This window comes from Faecalibacterium sp. IP-3-29 (assembly GCF_023347335.1).
Lineage (GTDB): Bacteria > Bacillota > Clostridia > Oscillospirales > Ruminococcaceae > Faecalibacterium > Faecalibacterium duncaniae.
Genome location: NZ_CP094471.1, coordinates 1021941 through 1037573, shown reverse-complemented (window position 1 = coordinate 1037573; position 15633 = coordinate 1021941). Strand labels below are relative to the sequence as shown.

At 48.7% G+C, this 15633-nt stretch carries 18 protein-coding genes, 3 tRNA genes and 1 riboswitch; of the genes, 4 read left to right on the top strand and 17 right to left on the bottom strand.

Going from position 1 to position 15633, the window contains the following annotated elements:
• The first annotated feature begins 97 nt into the window (after positions 1-97).
• Positions 98-200: riboswitch (TPP riboswitch) on the top strand.
• An 88-nt stretch (positions 201-288) separates the two neighbouring features.
• Positions 289-861: an energy-coupled thiamine transporter ThiT gene (gene thiT / locus MTP40_RS04965; protein ID WP_005932129.1), complete on the top strand. Its 573-nt coding sequence runs from the start codon at positions 289-291 to the stop codon at positions 859-861.
• Positions 862-1006: 145 nt separating this feature from the next.
• Positions 1007-1082, top strand: a tRNA-Ala gene (locus MTP40_RS04960).
• Positions 1083-1406: 324 nt separating this feature from the next.
• On the opposite strand, the gene MTP40_RS04955 is transcribed toward MTP40_RS04960, so the two are convergent.
• The 13 genes from MTP40_RS04955 to MTP40_RS04895 form a co-directional block, all read right to left on the bottom strand.
• A complete protein-coding gene (locus MTP40_RS04955; protein ID WP_249259931.1) occupies positions 1407-2930 on the bottom strand; it encodes a recombinase family protein in 1524 nt (507 codons plus the stop codon).
• A gap of 13 nt (positions 2931-2943) precedes the next feature.
• Entirely contained in the window at positions 2944-3264 is a 321-nt protein-coding gene (locus MTP40_RS04950) for a type II toxin-antitoxin system RelE/ParE family toxin (RefSeq protein ID WP_112149144.1), read from the bottom strand.
• The gene (locus MTP40_RS04945; RefSeq protein ID WP_249259930.1) at positions 3261-3566 is read right to left on the bottom strand and encodes a type II toxin-antitoxin system RelB/DinJ family antitoxin; all 306 of its coding nucleotides are present in this window, start codon (positions 3564-3566) and stop codon (positions 3261-3263) included. The genes MTP40_RS04950 and MTP40_RS04945 overlap by 4 nt, the downstream gene beginning before the upstream one ends.
• A 168-nt stretch (positions 3567-3734) precedes the next feature.
• Positions 3735-4475 (bottom strand): carbohydrate ABC transporter permease, encoded by a 741-nt coding sequence (locus MTP40_RS04940; RefSeq protein ID WP_249259929.1) that lies wholly within the window; start codon positions 4473-4475, stop codon positions 3735-3737.
• A complete protein-coding gene (locus MTP40_RS04935) occupies positions 4475-5272 on the bottom strand; it encodes a carbohydrate ABC transporter permease (RefSeq protein ID WP_157774374.1) in 798 nt (265 codons plus the stop codon). The genes MTP40_RS04940 and MTP40_RS04935 overlap by 1 nt, the downstream gene beginning before the upstream one ends.
• A gap of 1 nt (position 5273) precedes the next feature.
• Positions 5274-6740, bottom strand: coding sequence for an ABC transporter substrate-binding protein (locus MTP40_RS04930; protein WP_249259928.1), 1467 nt, complete (start codon positions 6738-6740; stop codon positions 5274-5276).
• 49 nt (positions 6741-6789) lie between these two features.
• Positions 6790-7035, bottom strand: coding sequence for a hypothetical protein (locus MTP40_RS04925; protein ID WP_158400135.1), 246 nt, complete (start codon positions 7033-7035; stop codon positions 6790-6792).
• Positions 7036-7163: 128 nt separating this feature from the next.
• Complete coding sequence (locus tag MTP40_RS04920; RefSeq protein WP_249259927.1) at positions 7164-7487, bottom strand: hypothetical protein; 324 nt, start codon at positions 7485-7487, stop codon at positions 7164-7166.
• 777 nt (positions 7488-8264) lie between these two features.
• Positions 8265-8729 (bottom strand): DUF3592 domain-containing protein, encoded by a 465-nt coding sequence (locus MTP40_RS04915; protein WP_005929423.1) that lies wholly within the window; start codon positions 8727-8729, stop codon positions 8265-8267.
• Between the two features lie 179 nt (positions 8730-8908).
• The gene (locus MTP40_RS04910) at positions 8909-9574 is read right to left on the bottom strand and encodes a sigma-70 family RNA polymerase sigma factor (protein ID WP_249259926.1); all 666 of its coding nucleotides are present in this window, start codon (positions 9572-9574) and stop codon (positions 8909-8911) included.
• The gene (locus tag MTP40_RS04905) at positions 9558-9848 is read right to left on the bottom strand and encodes a hypothetical protein (RefSeq protein WP_249259925.1); all 291 of its coding nucleotides are present in this window, start codon (positions 9846-9848) and stop codon (positions 9558-9560) included. Before MTP40_RS04905 ends, MTP40_RS04910 begins: the two co-directional genes overlap by 17 nt.
• A 10-nt stretch (positions 9849-9858) precedes the next feature.
• Positions 9859-10365 (bottom strand): helix-turn-helix domain-containing protein, encoded by a 507-nt coding sequence (locus MTP40_RS04900; RefSeq protein WP_249259924.1) that lies wholly within the window; start codon positions 10363-10365, stop codon positions 9859-9861.
• Between the two features lie 57 nt (positions 10366-10422).
• On the bottom strand, positions 10423-10761 hold the full coding sequence (locus MTP40_RS04895; protein WP_249259923.1) for a hypothetical protein: 339 nt from the start codon (positions 10759-10761) through the stop codon (positions 10423-10425).
• A 287-nt stretch (positions 10762-11048) separates the two neighbouring features.
• On the opposite strand from MTP40_RS04895, the gene MTP40_RS04890 reads away from it, so the two are divergent.
• Together MTP40_RS04890 and MTP40_RS04885 are read left to right on the top strand one after the other, a co-directional pair.
• Complete coding sequence (locus MTP40_RS04890) at positions 11049-12314, top strand: plasmid recombination protein (protein ID WP_249259922.1); 1266 nt, start codon at positions 11049-11051, stop codon at positions 12312-12314.
• Positions 12315-12331: 17 nt separating this feature from the next.
• Positions 12332-12508, top strand: a complete 177-nt coding sequence (locus MTP40_RS04885) for a hypothetical protein (RefSeq protein WP_249259921.1) — start codon at positions 12332-12334, stop codon at positions 12506-12508.
• 98 nt (positions 12509-12606) lie between these two features.
• Here the strand turns inward: MTP40_RS04885 and MTP40_RS04880 are convergent, their stop codons facing one another.
• From MTP40_RS04880 to glmS, 4 genes are all read right to left on the bottom strand, one after another.
• The gene (locus MTP40_RS04880) at positions 12607-12858 is read right to left on the bottom strand and encodes a DUF6061 family protein (protein WP_249259920.1); all 252 of its coding nucleotides are present in this window, start codon (positions 12856-12858) and stop codon (positions 12607-12609) included.
• Between the two features lie 152 nt (positions 12859-13010).
• Positions 13011-13096 (bottom strand) — tRNA-Tyr (locus MTP40_RS04875).
• 185 nt (positions 13097-13281) lie between these two features.
• Positions 13282-13356: transfer RNA gene (locus tag MTP40_RS04870), tRNA-Thr, on the bottom strand.
• Positions 13357-13422: 66 nt separating this feature from the next.
• A complete protein-coding gene (gene glmS / locus MTP40_RS04865) occupies positions 13423-15243 on the bottom strand; it encodes a glutamine--fructose-6-phosphate transaminase (isomerizing) (protein ID WP_173016437.1) in 1821 nt (606 codons plus the stop codon).
• Positions 15244-15633: the final 390 nt, after the last annotated feature.

The window sequence follows — 15633 nt, the reverse complement described above, 5'->3', positions numbered from 1 at the left end:
CCCTGTTTGCGGTCTCCCTAAAAAATATGAGCCAGCGGCCGCCAATATGCCCGCCGGGGCTTGACATTTGGGCGCTGACCGCTATACTGGGAGCTGGACATAAAAACAGGGGCGCTGAAAAGCTGAGATCCGCACCTGAGCGGAGTACCCTCGAACCTGATCCGGGTAATGCCGGCGTAGGTAGTTTGCGGAAAGGTCCACCCTCTTCACAAACGAAGCCCATGCGCCTGCCTTTTTGTGCAGGTGCATTTGTTTTTGTGTACTATTATCTGAGAAGAGGAATCTCCCATGTCAAAAACCTATTCCAAGACCCGCATTCTTGTGGAGTGCGCCCTGATGATTGCCATTGGCACCGTACTGAGCAACATCAAGTTCTTCACCCTGCCCAACGGCGGCAGCGTTACCCTGCTGAGCATGCTGCCTTTTGTGCTGGTCTCCTTCCGCCACGGCGTGAAGTGGGGCCTGTTCACCGGCTTTGTCAACGGCTGCCTGCAGATGCTGCTGGGCTTCTGGGCACCCCCGACCCCGACCTTCCTGTATTTCCTGGGTGAAGTCCTGCTGGACTACCTGGTGGCCTTTATGGCACTGGGCACTGCCGAGTTCTTTGCCCGTCCCTTCAAGAACCGGATGGTCGGCGTGGCCGTGGGCACCTTTATGGCAGGCTTCCTGCGCTTTATGTGCAGCTTCCTGTCCGGTGTGCTGGTCTGGGGCAACCTGAACGAAGGCCTGTCCGCCTGGACTTACAGCCTGGTGTACAACGGCAGCTACATGCTGCCCGAGACCCTGCTGACCATGGTGGCCGCCGTTCTGCTCTGCCGCGTGGCTCCGCAGATCTTTGACCGCCAGCACGCAAAGGCCTAACCCATCCTCACTTTGTTCCGCGCCCTGCCCGGCTCTGTGCCCGGCAGGGCTTTTTTGTTATTGCAAACTTTTTCAAATTGGGTGTTGACAACCGCCCGCCCGGCTGGTATAATAATTCACGTCGCAGGACACCAACCGAATATGTGGGGGATTAGCTCAGCTGGGAGAGCGCTTGCATGGCATGCAAGAGGTCAGCGGTTCGATCCCGCTATTCTCCACCAAAAAAGCACTGTACTTCGTAGGAAGTATGGTGCTTTTCTTTTTTGTTCCGACAAAAAGATCAGGGGTGCACCGCTCGCCATGCAGGCGGGCCAGTGACACCCCCGATTTCAATCGAAACCGTTATCTGATTTAACGCTTGCAGTGTTTTCCGCGCCGCGCCGCCAGCTCCATGCCAAGGCCCGCCAGCGTATCTCTACGCTGACGGTCTTTTATGGGCGCGGGTGGATTACGCAAGCCGCGCATCTAAAAAGCTTTTTTCCCCGCCGGACTGTTCGGCGGGTCGATGCTGTTCGAATCCACCCGCCTAGCCTCCGGGAAGGTTATTACAAAACAGAAACTCCAGTACCCGGTTCGGATACTGGAGTTCTTGGTGGAGCGAAGCAACCTAAATCCGAACCATTGCCCTCTGGGGCATTTTGGGCGGCGATTTCATCGAAAGTGATAGTTTTTGTGCCGTCTTTGTAGTTGAATGCAATCAAAACTTTTTCATCGTAGAGATAAACAGCATTCACGAATGTATTGATAAGCGTTTCCCGGTGGCTTTTCACGTTCGGGTCGAGCTTGCGGAACCGGGTCAGCCAGAAACGAACTTGATTTTCGCTCAACCGCGGCCGAGCGATTTTTTCTTCGGCAATCCGAACTTCAAGTTCTTTCTGCTGGGCTTCCAGCTTTTCCAAACGCGATTTGGTGGAGTTGGTCAGCACACCCGCCTGGATAGCGTTCAGCATATTCTCAATGCCGTTCTCTACCTCGCGCATCTGCTTTTCCAGCAAAGGAAGCGTGGTGTTTTCCTGATCCTGCAACTCCATGACTTCTGCAACGATGGCATCAATCACGGCATCGTCCTGAATCAGCTTCATGGTTTCAGCTACGACCAAATCTTCCAGCCATTCCTTACGGACGGTCTTTTTCTTGCAGGTCTTGAAACGCTTCGCGGTGGCGCACTTATAATAATGATGAACAACTTTGTTCCGACCCGTGCCGCACTCGCCGAACATCATGGCACCGCACATTCCGCAGAACAGCTTGGTGGTGAGCAAGTAATCATCCTCGGCCTTGTGACGGGCAGGAGCACGGCTGTTCTTCTTGATTTTCAGCTGCACTCCTTCAAACAAGTCCTTGTCCACGATGGCCGGGATGCTGTCGGGCATTACGATGTCCTTGAAGTGGTTTTCTCCGATGTACCGTTTGTTCGTCAACAGCTTCTGAACACTGTTGTAGGTAAACTTCTGATTGCGGTTGGTGGTCACGCCACTGTCGTTCAGCCAGTTCATTAGTTCTTTCATGGTCGCGCCCTCATTGTACCGCTGGAAGGCTTCTACCACAAAGGGAGCTTTCAGCGGGTCGATTTGAAAGAACTTCTCCTCGTCCACCTTAAAACCAATGGGAATCGTGCCGCCGTTGTACTTGCCTTTCAGCACATTCTCAGTCATGCCGCGCACAACTTTTTCAGAAAGCTCTGCCGAGTAGTACTCAGCCATGCCAGTGAGCATACTCTTGACCATGATACCCGCAGGGCTGTCAGAGATAGGCTCCGTGGCAGATACCAGCTTGACATGATTCCTCTCTAACTGGTACTCATAGTGCGCTGAATCATACCGGTTTCGGGCAAAGCGGTCGAGCTTCCAGACCAGCACGATGTCAAACAGCCGTTTTTCGCTGTCCTTGATCATCTGCTGGAAGTCCGGGCGGTTATCGGTTTTGGCGGAAAGGGCGCGGTCAATGTAGTGCTTGACCACGGTGATGCCGTTTTTTTCGGCATAAGCCGTACATTCACGAATCTGGCCTTCGATGGATTCCTCACGCTGGTTGTCGCTGGAATAGCGAGCATAAATCACGGCGGTCATGCAAACACCCCTTTCACTTCATTCTCCGCAGACGGCGCACAAGGTCGGATGCACTGTACAGCACACGGGCCACCGACACGGTATTTTCGCCCACGATGTAGAATACCGAGTAGTTGTCCACCAGCATCTGCCGCAGTCCTTGGGTGCGCTCCGGCTCGCTTTCAACCAGCGCACAGCGTTCCGGCAGGATGTTCAGCGATTGGATGGCCTCTGCAATGCGGTTATACTGCCCCATAGCTGTGTCAGGCTCCAGCAGACGGTCAGCAATGTAGCTGTAAATCTGCTCCATATCACTGAGTGCCGAACGGGAAATTTTCACGTCATACTGCTTCATCTGTGCTGTTCCCTGAACTGTGCGAATGCGCTTGCGGCATCCACGGTATCACCGTTCTGAATCTCCTTGATGCCCACCTGCAAGGCTGCATGGAACTGGTCATCGGTCATGGTATCGGCGTTCAGCGCCGCAGGAGCCTTCGGCAGGGATAGCGAGAACGGAATGCCGCCAGTCAGCGTGATTTGGCGCAGGTACATATCAATAGCTGTTGCCATCGGGATGCCGAGTTGCTTCAGCACGTCTTCGGCTTGCTGCTTGACAGTAGGGTTGACACGGAGATTGAGTGTCATCGTTTTTTCCATGGTTATCACCTCAAGTTTATTGTAACGTATTTTGCGTTGCAAATCAACAACTTCCAAACTTATAATTAAATTTCTCCATATTGCACAACATATTTATTGCAGAATTGTTCAAAGATCAAAATATCCACCCTGTTGCTGAAATGAAATCAAGCTAGTCATTCTTATTTTTCATGTATCGATTATCTTTTTTACCATTGTACCGAACAAAATCATCAGCGGAATCGTAAAAAGCAAACATAGGACATTTTTTAATTCAGCATTATCCGTTGAAAGCTGCATCAAAATCATAGAGAGCGGATACTTTTCTTTGCTCTGCAAAAATGTCATGGGTTGTTCCAAAAGATTCCAGCTCTCAGCGATAGAAAGGAATGCCGCAATCATAACATACGGTCGTACAATTGGAGCATAAATTTTCCTAAAAAGCCCCCAGTTGCTTGCGCCGTCACAAATTGCTGAATCGAACAGGCTACTGTCAATTCTTTTTGCTGCGAACCAAAAGAGTAAAATCATCCAAGGCTGGAAAGCCGTCATTATCAATAGCCCTTTCAGAGAATCCAACCATCCAATATTCATCAGAACCAGATATTGAGGGAGCATAAGTGCTTGCTGTGGCAAAAGCAAAAAGAAAACACAGGTCAAAAGAAAAAATGTCTGCGCTTTCGGAGATGGGATTCTGGCAATCGCATAACCTGCAGGCAGTGCAATCACAATTTGAATAAGCACTCCGACAATTGCAAGAATCGCGGTATTTTTATAGGCGCAAATGAATTCCATCAGAGAATCCATCTGCCACAAGTCATCTGGGTTTATATCAAATATCGGGAAAACAAGAAATACGCATGGCAGCACAAAAATCACAGCAGCTATCAAAGATAACATCCTATATGTAGCTTCTTTTCGTGGGTTCATCAGTTATTCCTCTTTTTTCTTGCCAAGTACATTCCGATCAGCACAACGGCCCCAACAAAAAGCACAACCAAAACAGATGCCGCTTCCAGTCGTGCATAGTTCATATTCATAAAATTGTTTTGTAGAAAGTGCTGAATACTATATAATTGTTCATTCGGATGACTTCCTCCAATCAAATAGGCTTCACGGAAACATCGAAAGCTATTGTAAATCGTCAAGATTCCACAAATCAATAAAGAACTCTTTATTATTGGAAGCTTTATGTACCAAAAACATTGTAAAGGGTTGACTCCATCCAGCATGGCGGCATCTATGATCTCAGATTCAATGGATTTCATAGCAACCATAAAAATTAAAATTGAGAATCCCAGCGTTTTCCATAACACAATTACAAGGAACACATAAAATGCAAATGGTGTTTCACCCCACTGGCTAGGAGATTTTCGTAAGATGCTTGATGCGATTGTCACAACACAAGCTGCCGGAAGTATTGAAGGAACAAGGAAGAACAGACAAAGTTTTTCTTGTCGGAACTTTATATAAACTTCCGCAATGAAAATGCCAATAACCAAATTGACGGGTATAATAATAGCCCACAAATGAAACAGATTTCTAACGGCAAGTGAAAATGCCTCATTTTCAAAAAGATCCACATAATTTTGTATGCCGACAAAATCAGTTCCTGTTCCAAGAAAGAGACTTTTCCAAAAAGCAATCAAGATTGGAAACAGATAGCAAAAAAATCCGGCAATAAGTGCCGGCAGAAGAAGGATATTGCTCTGAAGATTCTTTTTCATTTTATTCATCAAGGTACAATTTGAGCCGCGGAGTAAGTCGATCAACAAGCTCATCAAGGGTAATTTCATCATTCCAATACTGAACCATCGTTTCGCTTAGAAGATTTCCGCCATCCTCACTTTGATCAAGCTGCAAGGCACGGTACCAAATTGTGTGATATTGCGCTGCATTGATCTTGTCACATATTGTTTCAAGTTGATCTAGCTGTGCATCAGTCAAATTGTCACCATACATCTCTTTTCGGTTTTCAATATCTTCTTGCCCTATTTTTTCATGGGATGCATCATAGACACTGAATTGATATTGTGCTTCCATACATTTTTTAAGACATCCACGTCGGACAGGAAACATATCTTTATCTGCAAACGCCGAACTCGACTGGCATTCTTCACTAAGAAGATAAGCTAAAAGTGCTTTTACCTCTGTTGGATGCTTTGTGTTTCGATTTCCCATTGCGTAAGAACCGATTTCAGCAGTAACACCGCCTAGCTCATTGGGAATGGGAAGTGTTACGGTTTTGATTCCAAGAGCTGCACACTGCCGAAGAAGTCCCACCGTCATATAGCTTGGGTCAAGACTAGCAAAAGGTTCACCGTTTGCAAAATAATCTTGGACTACTTCTGGATTGAAACTGTCAAACAAACCATTTTGCATCTCATAAGAAATTTCACCCGTACGGAATTCTTTCTCGTATGCTAATGTTTGCCGACAACTAGCTGTGTCCAAGTTAATAATGTGATTCTTGTAATCGATGATCGGCTGCGATAACGCGCTTGTCATGCTAAAGTCCGTCACAACCAGCATTGGTTTTTCCTTATAGATGCGCAGCAGTTCATCCATCGTGGCAGCAAGGCTTTTTGATGCGGCTTGCATATCAAATCTGCTGTCTTTCAGAACGCTTTCTGCACTTGTCAGAGTTGGAACTGAAAAGCACAAAGGTAAAATATACTGTTTTCCTTTTAGTTTTCCAGCATCTAAAAGAGGCATATAAAAATTCTCTGCGGTGAATCCGTTTGAATCCATTACATCGGTGAGATCGAGAAAAGCTCCATTCATTATACTCTTTTCGATATCTGGAAATAGATTAACATTTGTCAATCGGTTTCCTTCCATAATAAAAAGGTCGGGACCCTTGCCTGAAAGGATTTCCGTATTTAGCTGATGAATCTCTGCCTCACGCTCTGCGGTATCACCCTCTTTGGGCGATACGAACTGTATTGTGATATTCGGGTTCTCTTTTTGATAATCTAGCAGTTTTTCATAGATAGGACAATGTGTATCAGGATTTGCATAGTGAGCCGTAAGGTAGACTGTTAACGTAACTGGATTTGAGCTATCCTCTGTGATTGGCTCGTCTGTATTGATTTCCTTTTGGGCAGATGAGCATCCTGTGATAAGAACAAGTAGGCTTACTACAATAGCACCGATGAATATGCTAAATCGGTTATTTTGTCTATTGTCATACATGATTTCAGATTCTCCGACATCTAAAACTTTACTTCATACCAATACCATGTCATAGGCTATGTACAATATGTAGTGCCATGTCCGCATTTTCTTTGTCCACGAATATCTCTGTGACATACTTCGGTTTTATGCCTAAAGATCCAATTCTTGCCTGATCGAACGTATTCCGCCGATTGACATCTTTGGTTTTGCAATAGAATTTGATTCCAGCAGCTGCCAGTGCATCCGTGATGCGATTGCACTGGTAGGGGTCAGAAACAGCTGCAACTTGTGATTTGAAAAATTGCTCGAACATAAAAAGGCCTCCTATATACGCTCTAAATGATGTTCTTACAAATATTTATTAGAACAACGAAATTTAAGCTTGCTTTATTTCAGCCGCCTACGAATTTTTTCAAAATCGTATAGCTGCACATAACCAATTTAGATGTGCAAATCATTAGAACACATAAGGCCGATTCTATATGTTTCTGAATTACTACCAATAAAGCTTTGTGATACTGAAAGGATGCGAAGTTTCGATTTTACACCGTTGAATTTTAGAATCACATAATATTCTTTGCTTTTTGAAATATTTCTGCAAATCATTTCATATATCGTATTAGATTTGCACAAAAAACTTATTAAAAAGCTGTTTCTGTCTTCAAGCATTTCATTGTCAACAAAAATATCAACCTGTATTACTACCCCTTCAAGTTCAATTTCACCACGATAAGTACGAAATTGGGGAATATCAGTATTTTCCATATAGGACCCCTTTATAACGGTAATCACTTCAAAAAATCAAGTGTGCCAATAATAGCACGATCATAATTCCTGCCGTGATTTTGATCTTAGGAGAGAACTCCTCTTTTTGAAATTGCTCTTTCTTAACAAGAGAGAGAGAATCATCTCCCCTACAACTGAAATCGACAAAACCAGCCCAAATGCTTTCGTTGATAAAATGTCCGGGTTAATCATCATAACCACCCACAAAAGTACAAACCATCCGAAAAGTACTATACGCAATAAATTTCTCTTTATTGTCCATATCTCAGTTTTTCAGATTGGATTATTTATGGTCTTTGATATTTTTTATAACAACAAAAACTATTATGAGAACGCAAATGCTTCCACTTGATAAGCAAAGAAATTTATCTTCTCCCCTTAGAACGCCCACAGCACTTCTCATTTTCCAATAATATAAATCGTAAGATAAGCTCATTATTGCAAATGTAAGAAGACCATAGTATGCTTTCTTCATTTTCTATACCTTCTTTCACTACTGCCCACATTGCTGGAAATATCAAACGCCTACTTTATTTTTATGCCCTCATTTTTTACAAATCATCAAACCTTCCCGCCTTGCTTTTTTGTTTAGATAACGAAATTTAAGCCTGATTTATTTCGTTTGTCCACAAAATTTTTCAAAATCGTATAGATGCACATAAACTTCCTGAAAATTTGTAGCACAATCGCAATCTTCTTTTAAATAAACACGCTATAAGGATAAACTTTTTGTTTTACCTCGATTGAAAGCCATCTTTAGCTTTCTGGTTTGAGAACTGTACTTCGGGCCGGATTCTTTGGGTCTACTAAAATTTTTATTGGTGCCCCTTTCGGAATACATGGATTGAACCAAAACCACTGCGACTTTCCATTATAGGTTTCACCTTTAACTTTATACTGATAATGTACCACATATGGATAGATTACATCTTCATCGGCAAGGTGGTAGGTACTCATATGAAATTTTATATGTACTCGTTTTGTTGCTGTAACCTTTCCGATGATTCTTGTTCCATTTTTCAAAAGTTCTGCCTTTTTATAGTCGGAAATAATCGCCAATCCGATAATTATACCTGCTACAATCCATGCTAATATCGCAGCCACCCAAATACCAGACTTACACGCTCCAACCGATATAATTGCCGCCACGAACATTCCGACATATGCCAGTGTATGAATAAGATCTTTTGAAAAAAACATTTTATCTCGTGTAATTTTCATAAAACGGCATCCTCCTCAAATCCTACAGTCGGTAATCAGCAGCTTCGTGAAATCAACGTTCCTTAGATATTTAGATTTAATCCTATTTTGTTTCATCCGTCTACAAAATTTCTCAAAATCGTATAGCTGCACATAAATTTCCAGAAAACTTGTAGCACAATCACGATTTTTCTTTTCACTCAGATAAACCACCACGGCAATTCCAGCCACAGGTTATCCATAGCCTGTTCCTCGGTCTTTTGGGCGCGGCCTTTCGTCAGGTGAAAGTATATCGCCGTGCCGATCAGCGGATGTTCCTCGCCATCGGTGAAGCCATAGCGGTACAGCAGATAGGTCTGCTCTCGCTGGGTCAGCCGTTTCAGGCCATCGTACAGTTCCCGGCGCGATTCCTGCTCCTCCATAATGCTCTGCGGCTGCATGGCGTAAGGGTCAGCTATGGCTTCGATGCGCCGCAGCTGCTCTTCTCCCGGCAGAACATCATCCAGCGAAACACGTTGGTAACAGACGCCGTCCTTGCCCTCCGTCAACATCCGCTGCTCAAAAGCAGTAAAGGCATCCCGCACCATGTCCATCATGGCGTTGCGGATGGCCGGAGCTGCGTAGGTCAGGAACTTCATGCCGCGCGCTGCATCGAACTTCGGCACAGCTTTCCATAAGCCCAGATTGCCAGCCTGTTTCAAATCGTCCGTGTCAAGGTTCAGGCCAGCCTGTGCTAGATTCATGCTGCGAAAAAAGTCATTCGCCACCTTGCCGATAAAGGACTTGTTGTTGTCGATCAGGCTGTCCAGCGCAGTTGCATCGCCTTTCTGTGCCAGCGCACAAAGCCGTTCATTCGTCTGCTTCATGGGCGTTTTCCTGCTCTGCGGCAGACTGCAAGATTCCCAGCAGACCGTTCCGCAGCTGTTCCAGTGCTTCCGGCGTAGCTCCCTCCATGCCCGAAACGCTACCCAACATTGCGTCTGTCAGCTGCTCTGCCGTAATCGTTGGGTGCTGCACATCCTGCCCTTTGGTTAATTCGGTGAACATCTTCTCTGCCACTTTCTTGCTCATGGCTTCCTGTTTGGCGTAATGGCTCCCGATGCCCTTTTTGATTTCCTTGACCGCTGTCATGAAGTACATTTCAATGTCATCAAGGTCGCCTTGGTACACTGGCTTTCTTCGGAGACTGATGTCCTTTGCGGCTTTGGCTGCTTCCGGGGTCTTGACCTTTGTGCGCAGCAGGGTGCTCAATGTCGTGAGCATGGCGTTCTGTGTCATCAAAATACTGCGCTATGCGGTAAGTAAGCTCTGCAAAGCGGGCGTTTTCCAGCAGCAGATTGACCACCTCTGTATTGACACGCCCTGTGTAGAGGTTCTTTGTAGCTTCTACGGACAAGCCCAGTTCGGCAATGTCGTAATTTTTGCGGTCGGGGATGTTGGTTTCTCCCAGCAGGAAATCCGTAGATACGTTGAACAGCCTTGCGATCTTCAGCACCTGCTCATGGGTCAGCGTCCCTTTTGCACCGCTGATGAAGCGGCTGATGGTGCTTTTGGAGCAGCCGATTTCCTTGGCAAGCTCCGGTTGGCTTATGTTGTGCTCTTTCATCAAGTCCGCAAGACGGACGTTGGATGGTGCGGGCAGATATTCCTGTGCCATGTGGTCGGCCCTCCTTTTTGATCTTTTTCCTCATTATAATACGCTCTGCCGTTTTGTTCAATATACGGTTACCTCTCCGCCCTTGCTGTTGCAGTCCTGCAACCAGTAAGGGCTTTTTTCTTTTTCCGTTGCAGTTTTGCCGCTTTTTTGCTCTTTCTGCAAAATTCTCCGTATATTCAGGCACAAGACAAAAAATACCAGAGTTCCCACTTTGGGGTCTCTGGTGCAGTACATAACATCGCCCTGCCCGGTGGCCGCAGGGTGCGGGGCTTTGTGGGCATCGAGCCGCTTGTCCACCCCTGTCCATAAAAAGTGCATTTTTTCACGGAAGAAGTTCGTACAACCTGTACGGTCTGTACTTGTACGCACCCGTACGGCAAATTGAAGCAAATTCAAACGTGTTATCGTTTGTATTTCAGATTTCTGTACGCCGTACAGACCGTACAGGTTATTTGAAGTCCGTACGCAATTTTTCAGATGCGTACGGAGCAATCAAGTTCGCATTGTGCGAACTTGATCGTAGCTCTCCCGCAGGAGACGTTCCCCCTCGGAGAGTCCTCGAAGAGCCCACTACACTTTGCAGCCCATAGGGATGAAAGTGTCATAGTGGGTTATTACACTTCCGGGGAAGTGCATCTCCGTCCCCGTCACCTCTCGATGAACTTTGAAAGGAGGGATGCCCTTTGGCAAGAAACGATGGCGTTGACCGCACCAGTGTCCGAAATCTCGCTGTTTCGGACAAGGCAGTTGGTAACACCCAGCAGCACAATGAACGCGAAAAGGACAGCTATCGAAACCCCGACATTATCCCCCAGCGCACCTCATGGAACGTCCACTTCAAAAAGCCAACCGCCAGCTACACCGACCTATTCGCCCAACTGGAAGCCGCCGGAACCATTTCCACGCGCGGCCTGAAGCCGGATGCCACCCACTACTGTGAGCTGATCTTTGATGTCAACTCGGCCTACTTTGACAACCACGGCGACTACGAGTTCGCCAAGCAGTTCTATGCAGATGCCTACAAAGCTGCTATCCAAATCGTAGGTGGTGAGCAGTATATCCTCTCGGCAGTCATGCACGCCGATGAGATCAACCTCGCCATGACCGAAGCATTAGGCCGGGAGGTCTACCACTACCATCTTCATGTGGTCTATGTGCCTGTGGTGAAAAAGCAAATCCTCTGGTCGAAACGCTGCAAGGACAAGGCACTGGTCGGCACCGTCAAGGAGACCGTCATGCAGGTCAGCCGAAGCAAGAAGTGGGCATCCAAGCCCCTGCTGGACGATGCCGGAAAGCCTGTGCTGCAAAAGAACGGCAAGCCAGTCCTGAAGAAGTCGTACAGCGTCCTGCAAGACGATTTCTTCAACTATATGCGCAACGCCGGGTACACGGATGTGGAGCGCGGTGAGCGCGGCAGCACCGAAGAGCACCTGACTGTCACTCAGTTCAAAGTCCAGCGGGAGCAGGAGCGTCTGGACAGCCTGACCGCACAAGCCGATGAACAAGCACAGGCGCTTGCCAAAACCTGTCAGACTCTCTCCAAAAAAGAGAAGGAGCTTGCCGCTGTGCAGAAAAAGACCACGCTCACGAAAGAAGCCCTCATTCATGCGCGCGATCTGGATTATATCGGCAAGCGCACCTTTCTCGGTAACTACTCACTGACCGAAGAAGAATTCTCCAAACTGAAAAAGCAAGCCGACCACGGCTATATGATGGACGTGGAGAACCGCCGCTTGAAAGAAGAACTTTCCACCGCCAAGAAGGAGGCCGTTCGTTGGAGCAACAAGTACCACGACCTGTGGTACGACGTGAAACCCTATCTGGATGCTCTCCACCGTGCGCCGGAACTGGTGCGCGGCTTTCTGGAAAAGATTCTTGCCCCCAAGCAGGAGCGCACCATGAATGTGCCGCAGCAAAACCGTAAGCGTGGGCAGGATATGGAACTTTGATTTTCGGAGGATACCATTTGAACAAAAAGAAGAAGTCGAACAAATCCGGCTACCCGGATGAAGCAATCAAGACCCTTGCACGTTGCTTTTATCCCTCCATAGTTGAGTTTTTCAACAGCGAGGAAGGCCAGCGTGAATATGAGGAATGGCTGAAAGAGCAGGAAGTTCTACAAGCCTTGCCTGTTGCAGCATAAAAACAGCAGGACGCTCCCAGTAAAGGGAACGCCCTGCCTTATATAGATGTATCTCACCGAGGTGTGTCCAGTTGGGCACACCTCTTATTTTTTTGCCCTTAATCTTCTAACCCATGGCTCCCGGCTACATTTTTCAAATATTCCTCCGGGTCACCATTCAAAATCAAATCCGCATATCCCAGCGGGTCATTATAGATGAGGTAATCCAACTCCGACCTCTGCGCCATGGTCACGTCCAGTGCATCCTCGACCCCGGTGCAGTCAATGGAGATCATTCTTCCATCCCGGAGCAGCAATTCCACGCAGCCAGTGTCCATATTAAACTTGCAGGCTCTTTCATCGTACTTCATAATCATACCCTCCAAATCTTGTTATTGGCTTACGGTCTATGACAAGGTATCGGAGTTTTACGCCGTCCACGGGAGCCTTCATTCTCAAACCCGAAGAAAACGAAAAATCCGAACCCTTCTCCAATCGGAAATAGGTTCGGATTTTTCTTGTTTGGTGGGCGCGGGTGGATTCGAACCACCGAAGCTGAAAAGCAGCAGATTTACAGTCTGTCCCCATTGGCCACTCGGGAACACGCCCATATCCTATTTGCAGTCATCGCTGACTGCCTGTATATTTTATCATCTGAAGTGGCATTTGTCAACTACTTTTTCCACGGATTTTCTCTTTTTCTGTCGTTCTCTATTTTCCTGCGTTTTACCGCAATAAAAGCACTTCCTATAACAGCAAAAGACCCCAAAACGTTTTCCGTTTTGAGGTCTTTTTGGAGCTGGTGACAGGAGTTGAACCTGCAACCCACTGATTACAAATCAGTTGCGCTGCCATTGCGCCACACCAGCATCGGTTACCTAAATAGTATACCACCAGCGGGCGGGTTTGGCAAGGCTTGATTTCTGATTCTACGGTTATTCCACGGTCACGCTCTTGGCGAGATTGCGTGGCTTATCCACATCACAGCCGCGCAGAACAGCCATATAGTAGGCAAACAGCTGCAGTGGAACGATGAGCTGCAGGGGCATCAGCAGGTCATCGTAGTCATCCAGACGCACCACATAGTCGGCCACGCCATCGGGCACCACAGCATCCCGGGTGGTGAAGAGCAGGACTTTTGCGCCGCGGCTCTTGGTCTCCTTGGCGTTGGAGATGGTCTTTTCGTAGACCTGCTTCTGGGTGGCAAGGGCGATCACCGGCACGCCGTCTGTTACCAGACTGATGGTGCCATGCTTGAGCTCGCCTGCCGCATAGGCATCCGAGTGGACATAGCTGATCTCCTTCAGCTTCAGGCTGCCCTCCAGCGAGAGCGAATAGTCGAACCCGCGGCCGATGAAGAAGCAGCTCTGGGTATTGACGAAACGGCTGGCCAGATACTTGATCTGCTCACAATCAGCCAGACGGGGCTTGATGACTTCCCCGGCCCGGAGCAGCTCTGCCGTCAGGCGGCGGATCTCGGCATCGGTCTGCATTCCCCGGGCGTAAGCCAGCCGCAGGGCGAACAGGTAGAGCACGCACATCTGCACCATGTAGGCCTTGGTGGAGGCCACGGCGATCTCAGGGCCGGCATAGGTGTACATGACATAATCCGCCGCGCGGGCAATGCTGCTGCCCACCACGTTCACAATGGCCAGCACCGGCACGCCCCGGCTCTTGGCCAGCTTGAGGGCTGCCAACGTATCGCTGGTCTCGCCCGACTGGCTGATGATGATGACCAGATCCTCCGGCCGCAGGATGGGGTTCCGGTAGCGGAACTCGCTGGCGATCTCCACCTGTGCGGGCACTCGGGCCAGCGCCTCAATGGCAGCCTTGCCCACCATGCCCGCGTGCATGGCCGTGCCGCAGCCCACCAGATGCACCGTGCCGATGCGGCGCAGCCGCTCATCCGTCAGCTCAGGAACGCGCAGGTCGGGCAGACCGTTCTCCACACGGGGGCTCACTGTGGCCGTGATGGCCGCAGGCTGTTCGTTGATCTCCTTCAGCATGAAGTGCGGGTAGCCGCCCTTTTCAGCAGCTTCCTGATCCCAGTTGGCGGTCAGAACTTCCCGCTCCACCGGCTCCGCGAACTCATTGTAGAAGCGGATGCCGTCGGCGTTCACCACCGCCATGTCCCCCTCTTCCAGCACGCTGTACCGGCGGGTATATTTCAGCAGCGCCGGGATATCCGACGCAATAAAGTTTTCCTCTTCGCCCCAGCCCACGATGAGCGGGCTCTCCCGCTTGACCGCGAACAGGGTATCCGGGAAATCCCGGAACAGGACAGCCAGCGCATAGCTGCCCCGCACCATGGCCAGGGCGGCGCGCAGGGCTTTGAGAGGCTCGCCCTCATAGCAGCTGTCGATGAGCTTGACCAGGACCTCGGTGTCGGTCTCGCTCTCAAAGGTATAGCCCTTGGCCATGAGCCGCTCCTTCAGCACACCATAGTTCTCGATGATGCCGTTGTGGACGATGCTCACCCGGGGCGTGGAATGCGGATGGCTGTTCACATCGCTGGGCTCCCCGTGGGTCGCCCACCGGGTGTGGCCGATGCCGCAGCCGCTCCGGGCCAGGGCCTCCACCGCCAGCCGCTTGCGCAGCTCCGCCAGACGACCCTTGCTCTTGACCACCCGGATGCCGCCCTCCAAAGCCAGGGCCACACCGGCGGAATCATAGCCGCGGTACTCCAGCTTTTCCAGACCATCCAGCAAAACATCCTGTGCATTCCGTTTTCCAACATAACCAACAATGCCACACATACAAAACACCTCCATGCCGACAGCCCGGCGCAAAAAACGCGCGCAGCACAGCTGTCAGCCTCCTGTAACAGTTTATGTTCTTGTATGGCTTTCTTTGAGGGGATCTGTTACGGTATCACTGCCGATTTTTGCCCCTCTCTGCGGCTGGTATAGCCCATGGTCAGCCGGAGAAACATCCGCCGAAATTTTCGATGATTCCTCTCCTCGTCACCCTCACGGCTGTCACCCGTGTGGCCCGGCGCTTTGTGTCAACTGGTGGTAGACATCACTCCTCTCAATTAGAATCCTCTTAGACAAAGCCCTGCTATTAAACCCCACCGTCATCCCTTCGGGATGACACCGCCCCTACTAGGGGCGGCCTTGGCAGAGCAATACAGTTTGTGTATATAG

What these genes read in the sequence shown, in the direction of transcription:
- MTP40_RS04925 (WP_158400135.1), bottom strand. Translation starts at nt 7,035, where the DNA reads ATGTTCGAGCAATTTTTCAAATCACAAGTTGCAGCTGTTTCTGACCCC.
- MTP40_RS04920 (WP_249259927.1), bottom strand. Translation starts at nt 7,487, where the DNA reads ATGGAAAATACTGATATTCCCCAATTTCGTACTTATCGTGGTGAAATT.
- MTP40_RS04880 (WP_249259920.1), bottom strand. Translation starts at nt 12,858, where the DNA reads ATGAAGTACGATGAAAGAGCCTGCAAGTTTAATATGGACACTGGCTGC.
- MTP40_RS04910 (WP_249259926.1), bottom strand. Translation starts at nt 9,574, where the DNA reads ATGAAGCAGACGAATGAACGGCTTTGTGCGCTGGCACAGAAAGGCGAT.
- MTP40_RS04945 (WP_249259930.1), bottom strand. Translation starts at nt 3,566, where the DNA reads ATGGAAAAAACGATGACACTCAATCTCCGTGTCAACCCTACTGTCAAG.
- MTP40_RS04950 (WP_112149144.1), bottom strand. Translation starts at nt 3,264, where the DNA reads ATGAAGCAGTATGACGTGAAAATTTCCCGTTCGGCACTCAGTGATATG.
- MTP40_RS04900 (WP_249259924.1), bottom strand. Translation starts at nt 10,365, where the DNA reads ATGGCACAGGAATATCTGCCCGCACCATCCAACGTCCGTCTTGCGGAC.
- MTP40_RS04940 (WP_249259929.1), bottom strand. Translation starts at nt 4,475, where the DNA reads ATGAACCCACGAAAAGAAGCTACATATAGGATGTTATCTTTGATAGCT.
- glmS (WP_173016437.1), bottom strand. Translation starts at nt 15,243, where the DNA reads ATGTGTGGCATTGTTGGTTATGTTGGAAAACGGAATGCACAGGATGTT.
- MTP40_RS04930 (WP_249259928.1), bottom strand. Translation starts at nt 6,740, where the DNA reads ATGTATGACAATAGACAAAATAACCGATTTAGCATATTCATCGGTGCT.
- thiT (WP_005932129.1), top strand. Translation starts at nt 289, where the DNA reads ATGTCAAAAACCTATTCCAAGACCCGCATTCTTGTGGAGTGCGCCCTG.
- MTP40_RS04935 (WP_157774374.1), bottom strand. Translation starts at nt 5,272, where the DNA reads ATGAAAAAGAATCTTCAGAGCAATATCCTTCTTCTGCCGGCACTTATT.
- MTP40_RS04955 (WP_249259931.1), bottom strand. Translation starts at nt 2,930, where the DNA reads ATGACCGCCGTGATTTATGCTCGCTATTCCAGCGACAACCAGCGTGAG.
- MTP40_RS04905 (WP_249259925.1), bottom strand. Translation starts at nt 9,848, where the DNA reads ATGTACTTCATGACAGCGGTCAAGGAAATCAAAAAGGGCATCGGGAGC.
- MTP40_RS04915 (WP_005929423.1), bottom strand. Translation starts at nt 8,729, where the DNA reads ATGAAAATTACACGAGATAAAATGTTTTTTTCAAAAGATCTTATTCAT.